General features: G+C 64.0%; 11 protein-coding genes. 5 read left to right on the plus strand and 6 right to left on the minus strand.

Annotation, left to right across the window (positions count from 1 at the left end; all coding sequences use genetic code 11):
* Positions 1 to 1384, plus strand: a 1384-nt coding sequence (locus tag RMO81_RS04035; RefSeq protein ID WP_310474462.1) for a S10 family serine carboxypeptidase-like protein, incomplete at its 5' end; no start/stop codon positions are given.
* 131 nt (positions 1385 to 1515) lie between these two features.
* Positions 1516 to 1998 carry a nuclear transport factor 2 family protein gene (locus RMO81_RS04040; protein WP_310474463.1) on the plus strand — a complete coding sequence of 161 codons (483 nt, stop codon included), beginning with the start codon at positions 1516 to 1518 and terminating at the stop codon, positions 1996 to 1998.
* Between the two features lie 167 nt (positions 1999 to 2165).
* Here the strand turns inward: RMO81_RS04040 and RMO81_RS04045 are convergent, their stop codons facing one another.
* The 6 genes from RMO81_RS04045 to RMO81_RS04070 form a co-directional block, all read right to left on the minus strand.
* A complete protein-coding gene (locus tag RMO81_RS04045) occupies positions 2166 to 2870 on the minus strand; it encodes an alpha/beta fold hydrolase (RefSeq protein WP_310474464.1) in 705 nt (234 codons plus the stop codon).
* A 165-nt stretch (positions 2871 to 3035) separates the two neighbouring features.
* Complete coding sequence (locus RMO81_RS04050; RefSeq protein ID WP_310474465.1) at positions 3036 to 3548, minus strand: L,D-transpeptidase family protein; 513 nt, start codon at positions 3546 to 3548, stop codon at positions 3036 to 3038.
* Positions 3545 to 4618 carry a GTP cyclohydrolase II gene (ribA, locus tag RMO81_RS04055; RefSeq protein ID WP_310474466.1) on the minus strand — a complete coding sequence of 358 codons (1074 nt, stop codon included), beginning with the start codon at positions 4616 to 4618 and terminating at the stop codon, positions 3545 to 3547. The genes RMO81_RS04050 and ribA overlap by 4 nt, the downstream gene beginning before the upstream one ends.
* Positions 4615 to 5403: an exodeoxyribonuclease III gene (locus RMO81_RS04060; RefSeq protein ID WP_409049578.1), complete on the minus strand. Its 789-nt coding sequence runs from the start codon at positions 5401 to 5403 to the stop codon at positions 4615 to 4617. Before RMO81_RS04060 ends, ribA begins: the two co-directional genes overlap by 4 nt.
* A 255-nt stretch (positions 5404 to 5658) precedes the next feature.
* Positions 5659 to 6294 (minus strand): outer membrane lipoprotein carrier protein LolA, encoded by a 636-nt coding sequence (locus RMO81_RS04065; protein WP_310474467.1) that lies wholly within the window; start codon positions 6292 to 6294, stop codon positions 5659 to 5661.
* 10 nt (positions 6295 to 6304) lie between these two features.
* A complete protein-coding gene (locus RMO81_RS04070; RefSeq protein ID WP_310474468.1) occupies positions 6305 to 7075 on the minus strand; it encodes a helix-turn-helix transcriptional regulator in 771 nt (256 codons plus the stop codon).
* 303 nt (positions 7076 to 7378) lie between these two features.
* On the opposite strand from RMO81_RS04070, the gene RMO81_RS04075 reads away from it, so the two are divergent.
* The 3 genes from RMO81_RS04075 to RMO81_RS04085 all read left to right on the plus strand — a co-directional run.
* Complete coding sequence (locus RMO81_RS04075) at positions 7379 to 8698, plus strand: multiheme c-type cytochrome (RefSeq protein WP_310474469.1); 1320 nt, start codon at positions 7379 to 7381, stop codon at positions 8696 to 8698.
* A gap of 17 nt (positions 8699 to 8715) precedes the next feature.
* Positions 8716 to 10563 (plus strand): hypothetical protein, encoded by a 1848-nt coding sequence (locus RMO81_RS04080; RefSeq protein ID WP_310474472.1) that lies wholly within the window; start codon positions 8716 to 8718, stop codon positions 10561 to 10563.
* Position 10564: 1 nt separating this feature from the next.
* On the plus strand, positions 10565 to 13922 hold a 3358-nt coding region (locus RMO81_RS04085), incomplete at its 3' end, for a hypothetical protein (RefSeq protein WP_310474470.1).

Genomic DNA, 13922 nt, shown 5'->3' on the forward strand with positions numbered 1-13922 from the left:
CGTCAGCATCAAGGGCAAACCCGTCGCCTACACCGCCACCGCCGGCACGCTGACCATCCGTGACGACAACGCCAAGCCCACCGGCAGCATTTTCTACACCGCCTACACCACTGGCGAAGGTTCAGCAGGTTCTGGGCGGCCCGTCACCTTCTTCTACAATGGCGGGCCGGGTTCGGCGACGATCTGGCTGCACATGGGCAGCTTCGGCCCGGTGCGCGTGAAGACCGACAAGCCGGTCTATGTGACCCCCGATCAGTACAGCGTCACCCAGAACCCTTGGAGCCTGCTCGACAAGACCGATATCGTCTTCATCGATGCCATGGGGGCCGGCTGGTCGCGGCCACTGGGCGAAAAGACCGGTAAGGATTTCAACGGTGTCGATCAGGATGCCGATGCCTTCACCCGCGCGATCATGCGCTATGTCGCCAAGAACAACCGTTGGAAATCGCCGAAATTCCTGTTCGGCGAATCCTATGGCACGCTGCGTTCCGGCGCGGTGGCGGCGATGATGGAAGATCGCGGCATGTCGCTGACCGGCGTCGCGCTGCTCTCCACCATCATGAACTATGGCGTCCGCCAGCCCGGCTATGATCAGAATCACATGGTGCTGTTCCCCGGCTATGCGGCGACGGCCTGGTATCACGGTACGCTGCCCGGCCAGAAGCCGGCTGATCTTGATGCGTTTGTGAACGAAGTGCGCGGCTTTGTGTCCGGGCCCTATGCCGCTGCCCTGGCCAAGGGCAGCAGCATTTCGGAGGCTGAAAAGGACGCCATCGCGCGCCAGATGAACGCCTACACCGGGCTGCCGCTCGATTTCCTCAAGCGCGCCAATCTGCGGGTCGACCTGCAGCATTTCATGACCGAACTGCTGCGCCCGCGCGGCCTTTCGATTGGCCGCCTCGACGCGCGCTACACGCTGCTGCCCACCGACGCCAATGCCGCGCAGCCGGATGAAGACCCCGCCTCCACCGCCATCACCGGCGCATACGTCAGCGCCTTCCACGACTATGCAGTGAAGATCCTCGGCGTGAAAACCGAGCTGCCCTACAAACTCTCCGCCCGCGAACCGGGCTGGAACTGGGACTGGTCGCACCGCCCACCGCGCGGCGGCCCGCAGACGACCCCCAACACCGCGGTTGATCTCGCCTACACGATGCGCGCGAACCAGAAACTCAAAGTCCTGTTCCTGAACGGCTATTACGACATGGCGACGCCGTTCTACGGCGCCGAATTCGACGCCAGCCACATGCTGCTGCCCGCAGAACTGAACCGGAACATCAAGTTCACCTATTACCAGTCGGGCCACATGATCTATCTGGCCGAAAGCGAGCTGGCCAAGATGCGGGACGACGTGGCGGCCTGGTATGATGAGGCGTTGAGATAAGAGGAGCTTTCGGCGGGCAGGGGCTAAGCCCCTGCACCCATTTTTGTTTTCGGGCGGCGCGCATCGGCAGCTGTGGGGTGAAAATCAGACATTCCAGTGCTAGGCTTCCGCCGAATGGGCGAGGGGTATAAATGGCAGGTCACAAGTTTGCGGTCGCGGCGGCAATGATGTTCCTGGGTGGCTGCGCAACCCATTCCGTTGGCACCGCTCAAGCTGCCCATGGTTGCGACGGCTCACCCGCCTCGAACCGTCGCGTTGTGCTGGCGTTTTACACGGAGGGCCTGATCGGACGTCAGCCTCGCTACGCTTTCGAGCGATACATGGCGCCTGGCTTTGTCGAACATAAACCCGATGTGCCGCAAGGCACGCGCGAAGCGGCTGCAACCTTTCTTGAGGAGCTGATTGCTGAGGTACCACAGCCCCGTTGGGATGTGTTGCGAACGATTGCCGAAGGCGATCTCGTTTTCTTGCATGCCCGGTTCACTCCGGCGGAGGGAGCGCCGGCGTACGCGATTGCGGACATTTTCCGCCTCAAAGAGTGCAAGATCGTGGAGCATTGGGATGTCGTTGCCCCGCCTCCCAAGGACCAGCGCAACTCTAATCCGCGCTTTTGATCACCATTGTCCGCCAGCGGGTCGCAAGCGGACACTCTCTCAGCCAGCGCACCCAAAATCGGAAGTGGGTGCAGGGGCTCAGCCCTTGCCCGCCGCAGGCCCTTTTTCAATCCGCTGAAATCGCCTCCGCGCCCCGAGCAGGCCCCCCGGCACGAAAAGGCCTTTGCTCAACCGCCTTCGAGGACGCCCGCGACCGCGAGGAAAACGTCGGCACGCAGCTGGACGCCGAGGTGGCTGCTGCTGATTTCGATCGATTGGCCGTGGCTGTCGCGGCAGATCTGGCCGGCGACCAACCCGTCGGACTGGCTCCAGATGGCGGTGTTGGGCACGGAGAGGGGAGCGGCGATTTCGGCGCTGCGGGCGGCCACCGCCGGATCATCGAGCCGTTCTCCGGTGAGCCACTCGAAGAACCGCCAGACATTGGTGGACTTTCCACTGCCGGCGAACGGCGAGCTGATGGTGATGACTTCGCGCACCAGATCGGGCCGGCGTTGCGCGACCAGCCGCGCCATCATGCCGCCAAGGCTGACGCCGATGAGTGTCACCGGGCCGTTTGTGGCCGCAATCGCTTCAAGGCGTTCGATCAGCTGTTCGGCCTGCGCGCCGGTCGTCCGCGCGCCAAAGTTGCGGCCCAAACCCCAGCTATTCGCCTGGTAGCCACGCTTCCGCAGGAAGCGTTGCAGCGGGAAGAACGCCCGTTCCCCTTGCATCAGGCCAGGCAGCAGCATCACCGGGCGGCCGTCACCCCGATGTTCGTTGCGCAGCAGGCTTTTGTGGCGTGGCAGGTTCATCACGGTCCAGGCAGCACGCGGCAGTTCTGCAGCCCACAACATCTTGGAGGGTGGACGGATCGATTCGGTCAACACTGTCATCGTTGCGTCATATAATGGTAACCGCCGCGTCGCAAACGACATCTGAGCACAGGCGCTTTGTCGCTGCGCTGCTAAAAAACGAAAGTGGGTGCTGGGGCTCAGCCCCTGCCCGCGGCGGGTCCCATCGAAACACAGTTTCGATGGGTGCCCTTGGAGGCCGCCTTTTTACTCCGCCGAAATCGCCACGGAATCACCCGGCGCCATCGCCTCCAGCCAGCGCGTCAGCACATCCCGTTTCATCGCCACGCATCCTTCGGTCGGGCGGTCATCGGGTTGGCGAACGTGCCAGAAGATGGCGCTGCCAAGGCCGGGGATGGGCGGCGCATCGTTGTGGGCCAGCACCAGGATGATGTCGTAGGCGTGATTGCCGCGCCACAGGGCTTCGTGGCTATGGGGGTGCGGGATGGTGACGGGGCGGTTGTAGGCCGGGTCGGCGGCGCCATCACTCCAGCCGTCCCACGGGCGCAGCCAGCGCCAAGGGAGGGCGGTGTGCGGTGCGGGCAGGCGGTCGGGGCGCAGGAGCGCGGCGCGGATGGGCCACAGCCCAAGCGGGGTCTTGCCGTCGCCTTCGCGTTTGTCGGCGCCCGCGCAGAAACCGCCCTTGCCGAAGCTGGCGGCGTGGGTTTCGCCGAATGCGCTGACCGTGCCGGTGGCAGGGTTGGCGCGGAAGATGGTCACAGCAAGTGGCCCTGCCGGTCGCGCTTGGTAGCGAGATAGGCGGCGTTGTGCGGGTTGGGCGGCATGTCGTGGGCGACACGGGCAACGGTGAAGCCGTGGGCAGCGAGGCCGTCCACCTTCAGCGGGTTGTTGGTCATCAATGACACGCTGGAAACACCGAGGGCCTTGAACATGGCGGCGGCCAGAGAAAAGTCACGCTCGTCGGGTTCGAAGCCGAGGCGGGTGTTGGCGTCGACGGTGTCCCAGCCCTGATCCTGCAGGGCATAGGCGCGCAATTTGTTGAGCAGGCCGATGCCGCGGCCTTCCTGTTGCAGATACAGCAGGATACCGCCGCCTTCATTGGCTGCGATGGCGGCCAGCGCGGTGTGGAGCTGCGGGCCGCAATCGCATTTCAGGCTGCTCAGCACATCGCCGGTGAGGCAGGAACTGTGCAGCCGGGCCAGCACCGGCTGGGTGAGGTTGGGATCACCGATAACGAGCGCCAGATGTTCCGGGCCACCATCGTCGGGGCGAAAGGCAACCACCTCGGTGTTTTCGGCGCTGGCCAACGGCAGGCGGGCTCGGGCAGAGATGTGAACGCGGGCCACAGACGCCGGCAGGGCCAGTGCGGCTTCGGAAGGGCAAGTCACCGCCACGTCCGCCCCGGCCAGCGGCACGGCATAGACGGCGGGGATCAGCCCGGCGTGCTTGACCAGTGCGATGGCGGCACGCGCCGACGCGGTATCGCTGGCCAGGGCGCGGGTGCGGAACGGGCCCTTGAAAGGCGTGGCGAGATCGAGCACCGGATCGGCCACCGCGCGGCTGCCGGGCAGATCGAGCCAGTCCGGCCGGTCAACCCACACCGGTTCCGGATCGGGAGCGGCGGCGGCGATCTGGTTGGCGAGGTTGAGCACGGCAGCGCGGCGCGCGGTGATGATCAGGCCGGCGCGGGCTTGGCTTTCGAGCCCGGCCAGCGTGTCGGCATCGGCGAGTTCGGCCGACAAGATGGCGAGGCTGCCCACACCGATCGCGCGGCCACGGCGCAGGGCGTCGCTTGCGGCTTCGGCCAGATAATTGGCCGCGATGCTCACAGGTCGAGCGTCACGATCTGCGGGATATGGTCAGACGGCTTGCCCCAGTCGCGGGCGTCCCTGATGGCTTCGAAACCGGTGGCCTGTTTGGCGACACTGGGCGAGGCCCAGATGTGATCGAGCCGGCGGCCACGATCCGAAAGGCGCCAATCGATGTTGCGATAGCTCCACCAGGTGAAGAATTTCTCCGGCGCCGGGTTGAAGTGGCGGCCAAGATCAACCCAGTCGTGGCTCTGCTGCAGGCCGTTCAGCGCGTCGACTTCCATCGGCGTGTGGCTGACGACATCCAGCAGCGCCTTGTGGTTCCACACATCGCATTCCAGCGGCGCGACGTTGAAATCGCCGACGATGACGGCGGGTTCCTTCAGCCCTTCCGACCAGCGGGTCATGCGCTCGATGAAATCCATTTTCTGGCCGAATTTCGGGTTCACCTCGCGGTCGGGCACGTCGCCGCCGGCGGGCACGTACACGTTTTCCAGCAGCACGCCGCCGGGCAGGCGCACGCCGATGTGGCGGGCCTCGCCATTGTCCTGCCAGTCGTACCGCCAGGCGCCGTCCAGCGGCACGCGCGCGATGGTGGCAACGCCATGGTGCATGCGCTGGCCGTTCAGGATGCGGTGGGTGTAGCCGAGCTGTTCGAACAGGGCGTGCGGGAAAACGTCGTTGGCGACCTTGGTTTCCTGCAGGCACAGCACATCGGGCTGATGATCGCGCAGAAACTGCTCGACGATGTCGGCGCGGGCGCGAACGCTGTTGATATTCCAGGTGGCGATACGGAGAGACATAGGCAGCGTTTAGGCGAAGCGGCGGGCTTCGTCACCTGTCCAGAAAACAGTTGACCCCTGGCACCGGGGGCGTGGTGCCAGGGGTCTTGTCTGCGCTCGTCACGCAACCAGGCGGGGTGTTTGGATCCTTGTCACTGCCGGTCAACAGGGGGCAAACCCAGCAGCAACAACCGCCTGATGAAACCGTTATGATCGATTCGACCTTGCCCCAAGCTGAACAGGAATTGCAATCTGCGTTCAGCTTGAGATTCAGGTTTATCGGGGCCCATCGCGGCGCGGATCAGCAAAGCCGAACGACACGCCGGCCATGCTGGCACCATAGCGCACATTGGTCAGCCGGACCTCGCTGCGACCGCCCTGCGCGTCCAGAGCCGTCCACCCGGACAAAGCCAGGCCACCGGGCGCGCCGGCTGCCCGCACGAACCGGATGGAAAGCGTGCCGAATTCCGGCCGCTTGGGATCGCGGGCGGCGACTTCCACGCCGTCGGGCGTATCGGCGGTGATGCGGGCGATGGGGGCAAGATCGGGTTCGGCGGCCAGCAGGATCTGCAGCGGTGTGCGCCGCACCGGCCACTGGCTGACCTGGCGAACCTCGTAATCGATGAACGACAGCGTGCGGCCATTGGCAACCAGCAGCATCTTTGCCGTGTTGTACTGAAATCGCACCTTGCCCGGGCGGGCCAGCCACAATTTACCTGCCAGCACACGGCCATCGGCGCCGGCCTGGGTGAAATCGGCCGACAGGCTGGTGGTGCCTTTCAGCGACACGGCCACATCGGCCAAAGTTATGGGGGCCAAACTGGTGGCATTGGCCGGCGCGGCGAGCAACAGGGCGGAGAGAACAAGTTTCTTCATGCCACCGCCATAGCGGGCGGCGGCTTCACGCGCCATGAACGAAGAATCAGGCTGCGGCGCCAAGATAGCCGAGCTGGGCGGCCTTGAAGATGGTCTGGCTGCGGTTGACGGCGTTCAATTTTTCGCCGGCGTTCTGGATATGGAACCGCACGGTGGCGTGGCTGCGCGACAGGATCAGGCTGATTTCCTTGTCGGTCTTGCCGATGCTGGCCCAGCGCAGGCATTCCACTTCGCGTTTGGTGAGCTGGCAATCGGTCGGCAGCCAGCGCCGCGTGCGGTGCGCCTTCACATAGCCAGCGAGGAACCGATGCGACATCAGCGCCAGGATATCGGCCCATTGTTCATATTCGGCCGAAAGATCGGTGCGGCTGGCATCGCGGGACACCAAGCAGACAGCGCCGATCTGGCCAAAGGGCAGATGCACCGGCACCACGATGGCGGCCTTGGTCAGCGCCCGCTTCTCGAAATTGTCCAGGCTCATCTCGTCGAGATAGGGGTTGGGCTGGCGGGTGAAAAAGCCGGTGGCGTTGGCCCAGAACACTTCGGATTCATAGCGGCAGGCGCGCGGCAGCGGCGATGACAGGGCGAGCTTTGAGTCCTTCCACCAATGCTCGTTCTCGCCGGTCCAGCCGAACACATCGGCGGCCAGGATATTGCCGTCGATATCCTCCATCGGTGCCTTGGACGCGATATTGTCGACCGCGATGACGTAAAGGCCAGTGCGCTCCAGAACAATGTCGCGCATGGCTTCGGCGGCCTTGCGGGCATCGCCCATCGATCGAACGGAAACGGCGGCTAGGCTGGCGTGCAGGTCCATCGGTCACTCCCCAGATCATGGCAGGAGCGGCTGACCTCTGCTGGGCCGATGCGGAGATTTCCGCGCTCACTCCTTCAAATCAATAGGGAAGTAATCACAGCCGGCGCGGCGCTGCAATGGGCTTTGGCCAGAATTTGAAGATAGCGTCATATTGCGCTGCGATACACGACAATTGCTTGCATGTTGTCAGCAGTTTGCTACCCTGAAACGCACCGGGGGGAATGAACAGTGCAGCCGCTAGCAACGGGGAACAGCCGCACGATTGCAACATGGGTGGGCATCGCCTGCCAATGGCTGCGAGTCGTGATCGTTGCGGCTATTTTTGCCTTCGGGGTCACCGAATCCGTCGTTTCCGCCGCTCCGGTTGATCGGGCCGTGCATCAGGGCGTCGCCAGCTGCGCCGGTTCCACCTGCCATGGCCGCCAGGAGGCTACCGGTCCGCGCGTGCGCCAGAACGAGGTGATGAGCTGGTCTGACCCGTCCAGCCTGACCGGCGTGCACAGCCGGGCCTGGAAAGTGCTGAACGATCCGCGCGCCCAGGCCATCGGGCGGCGGCTGGGCATCGCCAACGTCGCTGCGTCCAAGGAATGCACCAGCTGCCACGGCGATCCGGCGCCGGTGCGCGGGCCGAAATGGCAGCAATCCGATGGCGTTGGCTGCGAGGCGTGCCACGGCGGTTCCGACCGTTGGCTGGCCAGCCATGCCAGTGTGAATGCGGCCCACGCCGACAATGTTGCCAAGGGCATGTGGGCTGTGAACGATCCGGCGGTAAAGGCCGGCGTCTGCCTGGATTGCCATTTCGGTTCGGACAAGCCGGGCCAATTCGTGTTCCACCGCATCATGGCTGCCGGCCACCCGCGCATCGCCTTCGAGCTTGACCTGTTCACTTCGCTGCAACGCCACCACGACGAAGATGCCGACTATGCGGCCCGCAAGCCTGTCGCTGGCGGCGTGAAGACCTGGGCTGTGGGTCAGGCGATGGCCGTGGAACGGGCGCTGTCGCTGCTGCCCGCCGCTTCGGGCCGCCTCAATGGCCCGGATTATTACTTCTACGATTGCCGCAGCTGCCACCGCACGTTCAGTGACGATCCGGCGGCGCAGATCGTGGCGCGCACCAACGGCTGGCGGCCGATTTCGCCGGGCCAGCCGGTGTGGAACGATGAACAGATGATCATGCTGGCCGCCGCCGCGCGCATCGCTGCGCCTGATGTGGCACGCAGCTTCGACAGCCAGAGCCGCGCCTTCCACGCGGCACTGGGCGGCGATCGGGCTGGGGCCATGAAGGCAGCGGCGGCGCTGAAGGCGACGGCGGCAACGCTGGCCAGGCGCTTTGCCGGCACCAGTTTTGATCGGGCGCAGACCTTTGCGCTGATCGATGCCGTGCTGGTTGGCAATGCGGCGGCCTACACCGATTATCAGGGCGGCGCGCAGGCGGTGATGGCGGCGGACACCTTGCTTTCGGCGCTGGTGACGTCGGGCCAGGTTGATCGGGGTGCGGCGATGGCGCTGCGGCCTGACCTTGATCGTGCCTATGCGCAGGCCCGTGACGCCAATCGCTGGGATCCGGCGGCGTTCCGGGCGACGCTGGCGCAGGTTGCCGGCCGGGTTCGGGGCCTGAAGTGACGCAGACGCGCGCTCAGATGCGGGCGCTGCTGCTCATCCCGCTGCTGGCCACAGCTTCGCCGGTCATCGCCAAGCCGTTTGGCAAATGGTTTGACTGCTATGCCAAGGTCGCCCCGCCCAAGGAGCGCCTGCCCGGCGAACCCGAAGCGGGCCCGACTGACCCGAATGCCGCGCCGCTGGAAGGCCGGCGCGTGCCGGGGTTTGGCGGTCCGCAAACGTGGGATCCGGTGGTGCAGGCCAATCAGGGCGCTGTCGCCTGGCCGAAACAGGGTGATTTCCCCAGCGATCATCTGCCGGTGCCCGATCGCTGGCGCCTGATCGAGACGCTGGGGCTGGTGAAATCCAACTGGAAAGACCCGTATAATCAGAACACGCTGAAGGGTGATCGGCCGATCTGCGGCACCCACGATCTGTTCGTGCAGCTGACGGCGATTTCCGACACGCTGGCCGAACCGCGCAGTTTTCCCACCCCAGTGGGCGTGCAGACGACCGAGCGGCCGGGCAACAACGACGTGTTTGGCCGCCAGTATAGCGAAGTGTTTGCGCAGACCTTCATCCTGGGCGCGGCGCTCACCAAGGGCAGCACCGCCTTCAAGCCGCCCGAATATGAAATTCGCGCCGCCATCGCGTTCAACATGAACCATGTCGACGTGACGGAACGCCGGGTGTTGTCCGTGCTGCCGTCAAAACGGTCCTTGCGCACCGATGCGTTTGTTGGCGTGCAGGAATTGTTCCTCGATTATCACCTCAGGAACACGTCGGACCGGTACGATTTCGATTCGATCCGCATCGGCATCCAGCCCTTTTCCAGCGATTTCCGCGGCTTCCTGTTTCAGGATAACCAGCTCGGCATCCGCCTGTTCGGCAACCGCGACAACAACCGCTTCCAATACAACCTTGCGGCCTTCTGGCGGCTGGAGAAGGATTCAAATTCGGGCCTGAACGCCGTGCTGCGCAGCCCGCGCAAGGATTATGTGCTGGTCGCCAATCTCTATCGGCAGGATCTGCCGCTGCCGGGGATGACCAGCCAGATCAGCGTGACGTGGAACGCCAATCGCGAGCGCAATGATGTGCAGGTCGATACCAACGGCTTCCCGGTCCGCCCGGCGCTGCTCGGCACCTTGCGCGGGCGCAGCTATGATGTCGTGTATCTGGGCTACAACGCCGATGGCCATATCGGCCGGCTGAACCTCACTTTCAGCGGCACCTATGCCACCGGCAGCAACCGCAACAACATCTTCACCGATCGGCGCGCGAAGATCAGCAGCTGGTTTGCTGCGTTCGAACCAAGCTATGATCGCGGCTGGGTGCGGGTGCGCGGTTCGGCGCTGTTTGCCAGCGGCGATTCCAATCCGTTTGACGATACGGACAGCGGCTATTCGGCGATCTTTGAAAACCCGCAGTTCGCCGGTTCCGACACCAGTTACTGGATCCGGCAGACCATCCCCTTTGCCGGTGGCGGCCGTGCCATCTCGGTCAACAGTCGCAACGGCATCCTGAACGATCTACGTTCTTCCAAGGAGCAGGGTCAGGCCAATTTCACCAACCCCGGCACCATGTTGCTGGGTGCCGGCGCCGATTTCGATGTGCTGCCCGAACTCAGGTTCAGCGGCAATGTGAACCATTTGTGGTTTGCCACCACCGCCACGCTGCAGGCGCTGCGCGTGGAAGGCTCCATCCCCAAGGACATCGGCTGGGATCTGTCGACGGCAGCGACCTATCGCCCGCACTTCAACCAGAATCTGGTGTTCCGCCTGTCGGGCGCACTGCTGAAGCCCGGCGACGGCTTCAAGGACCTGTTCACCAACGCCCCGCGCACCGGGTCATATTACTCTGTGCTGTTCAACGCTGTGCTGGCTTATTGACATGTTGAAGCGCCTTCTTCTTCTCGCTCTGGTGCCGCTGGTCGGCATGGGTATCTCTCTTGGCGCATCGGAAGGCGAAAAGCCGGTGGCGCGCGATTATACGCGGGTACACGCCGGCCCGGCGCCGAAATGGCAGACGCCGGAACTGGCCGCGGCGAAATCCGCCGGCTGCATCAGCTGCCACACCGCCAGCGACGAAGCGACGATGCACGCGCCCAAATCGGTGGTGCTGGGCTGCACCGATTGCCACGGCGGCGATGCCAAGATTGTCGCGCCGGGCGGGCTGGCGGCGACCGACGCCAATTACATCAAGCTGCGCGATGATGCCCATGTGCTGCCAACCTTCCCGGAAGCCTGGCATTTCCCGTCTTCCGCCAATCCCAAGCGCAGCTACACGCTGCTCAACCGCGAATCCCCGGAGTTCGTGCGCTTCGTCAATCCGTCGGACTATCGCGCCTCACGCGATGCCTGCGGCGCCTGCCACCTTGAAATCATCGAGCGGGCCGAACGCAGCCTGATGGCAACCGGCGCCATGCTGTTCGGCGGCGCGGCCTATAACAACGGCATCTTGCCGTACAAGAATTACGTGCTGGGCGAGGCCTATTATCGCCCCGGTCAGGCCGGCGCCATGCTGGGCGCGTGGAACGGCGACGCGTCGGGCCATGGTGAAGTTGGCGTGAAGCATGGCGAAACCGCAGGCCACGGCGAAAAGGCCGGCCATGGTGCAGCCGCTCACCACGACAACAGCCTGCCCGGCCTGATGTTCAGTCCCGGTGCTGGTGGTCGCGGTGTTGGTGTCTTGTCTGACGCGGAAAAGGCGCGCGGCGCTCTGCCGTTCCTGGCCCCGCTGCCGGCTTGGCAGGTCATCCCGCCCGGCGACTTTTTCCGCGTGTTCGAACGCGGCGGACGCAACATCAATCCCACGTTTCCGGAAATCGGCCTGCCCAACTCGCTGGGTTCCATCCAGCGCTTAGAAGAGCCGGGCCGCCCCGATATCCGCCAGTCCAACCGCGGCCCCGGCACCGGTCTGCGCATCGCCGTGCCGGTTATCAACATCCACAAGACCCGCCTGAATGATCCTTTCACCTGGTTCATGGGCACCAATGATCAGCCCGGCGATTATCGCACCTCGGGCTGCGGTTCCTGCCACATCGTTTATGCCAATGATCGCGAAGTGCGGCACAGTAGCGTGTATGCCGCCGCCGGCCGTGACGGGCAGACGCAAACCGCCGATCCGACCATCAACAAGACTGAAGGCGGCCACCCGATCAAGCACAGCTTCACCCGCGCCATGCCGTCCAGCCTGTGCATGAATTGCCACATGCACCAGCCCAACATGTTCGTGAACACCTACTATGGCTACACGATGTGGGACTATGAAAGCGATGCGCCGCAGATGTGGCCGGGCAAGGACAATCCCTATCCCAAGCCGCCGGGCATGAGCGATGCGGAATATACCCGCCTGTTCAAGCAGCAGCGTTACCCGACCGCCGCCGAAGTGCGCGAAACCAACGAACGCAACCCGGAAGCGGCTGCCGCGCATGGTTCGTGGAGCGATCTGGATTTCCTGCGCACCGTGAATGACCGCAACGACAAGATGAAGGATACCCAGTTCGCCGATTATCACGGCCATGGCTGGAATTTCCGCGCCGTCTACAAGCGTGACCGCGAAGGCAATCTGCTCGATGCCGGCGGCAACATGGCGACATGGGGCACCGATGCCGCCCACATCGTCGATCCGAACGATCCGGAAAAATTCCGCAAGGCCGGCAACCCGCAGTTCACCAAGCCCGCCGCCGTGCCCGGCCCCGGCCAGGCCGGCAAGGCCGTCCACCTGATGGATATCCACACCGAAGTGGGCATGCAGTGTGCCGATTGCCACTTCGCCCAGGATGCCCATGGCAATGGCTTCATCCACGGCGAAGTCGCCAACAGCGTGGAAATCGGTTGCAAGGATTGCCACGGCACCGCCGATGCCTATCCGTCGCTGAAGTCCTCCAACCTTGCCGCGCCGCCGGCCGGCACTGATCTTTCGATCATCCGCAACCCCGATGGCCGGCTGCGCTTTGAATGGAGCCAGGATGCTGCCGGCCGCCGTGTGCTGGTGCAGCGCTCGGCCAGTGACCCCAGCCTGGTCTGGCGCGTCAAGCTGGTGAAGGACAGCGTCAACCGTGCCCACCCTGATTTCAACGCCAAGGCGGCGCGCGCCAAGCTGATGGGCACGATCGCGGCCACGGGCGGCAAGATGAATTTCGGCCCCGGCGTGGGCGAACGGGCGCACAAGGACGACAATATGGCCTGCTTTGCCTGCCACACCAGCTGGACCACCAGCTGCGGCGGCTGCCATTTGCCGATCGAAGCCAACTGGAAATCCAAGACCGCGAAATACGAGGAGCAGGAGACCCGCAACTATGCCACCTACAACCCGCAGGTGGCGCGCGACGAGATCTTCCAGCTGGGCCGCCACCAGACGACGAAGGGCGGCATCATCGCGCCGATCCGTTCAAGCTCGGCCCTGATCCTCACCTCCACCAATATCAACCGTGAGCGCATCTATGTGCAACAGACGCCGGTCGCGGCGTCGGGCTTCTCCAGCCAGGCCTTTGCGCCGCACTTCCCGCACACGGTGCGCACCCAGGAAACCAAGACCTGCACCGATTGCCATGTGAGCGATGAAGACGACAACAACGCCGTGCTGGCGCAGCTGACCCTGCAGGGCACCAACTTCATCAACTTCGTCGGCATGCACGCCTTCTTCGGGTTGGACCGTGCCGTCGAAGCGGTGCGGGTGACCGAATTTGGCGAACCGCAGGCGGTGTTCGGAAGTTACCTGCACCGTTATGCCTATCCGGATTTCTGGAAACTGCATGTCGAACAGAACAAGCGCGAGCTGATCAACTGGAACCGCGGCCGCATCTTCGACAAGAAACTCTCGGGCGAAACCAACCCGACCGAGGAAATACGTAACATCACCCAAGGCGCGTCGGGCGAAGTGCGCTGCATCCAGAACCGCGGCGAATATCTCTATGTTGCCGAAGGCAAGGGCGGTTTTGTCGCCTATGATATCGCCAATCTTTCCAACAAGGGCGTGTCGGAACGCATCGTCAAATCACCCTTCTCGGCGCTGGGTCACGACGCTCAGGTAAAAACCGCCCGCGCAGGCCCCGAAGTTGATACCGAACAATCCGAATTTCATGGCGGCTTCGGGGTATCCCCTGAAACGCCTCCTTGCAAGCCTCGCGCTTGGTCCCTCTTGCTCGGCGCCGCACCCCTTTCGCGCCGCGTTGCCTGTACCGTCGGCGCTGCGTTCTTCACGGCTTTCGCGTCGTGCGCGCGGCGCTTCGCTCGCGACCATCTTC

This window comes from Sandarakinorhabdus sp. (assembly GCF_031422795.1).
Lineage (GTDB): Bacteria > Pseudomonadota > Alphaproteobacteria > Sphingomonadales > Sphingomonadaceae > Sandarakinorhabdus.

Coding starts and splice junctions, on each gene's coding strand:
- RMO81_RS04040 (WP_310474463.1), top strand. CDS start 1,516: ATGGCAGGTCACAAGTTTGCGGTCGCGGCGGCAATGATGTTCCTGGGT.
- RMO81_RS04060 (WP_409049578.1), bottom strand. CDS start 5,403: ATGTCTCTCCGTATCGCCACCTGGAATATCAACAGCGTTCGCGCCCGC.
- RMO81_RS04065 (WP_310474467.1), bottom strand. CDS start 6,294: ATGGCGCGTGAAGCCGCCGCCCGCTATGGCGGTGGCATGAAGAAACTT.
- RMO81_RS04070 (WP_310474468.1), bottom strand. CDS start 7,075: ATGGACCTGCACGCCAGCCTAGCCGCCGTTTCCGTTCGATCGATGGGC.
- RMO81_RS04080 (WP_310474472.1), top strand. CDS start 8,716: ATGCGGGCGCTGCTGCTCATCCCGCTGCTGGCCACAGCTTCGCCGGTC.
- RMO81_RS04045 (WP_310474464.1), bottom strand. CDS start 2,870: ATGACAGTGTTGACCGAATCGATCCGTCCACCCTCCAAGATGTTGTGG.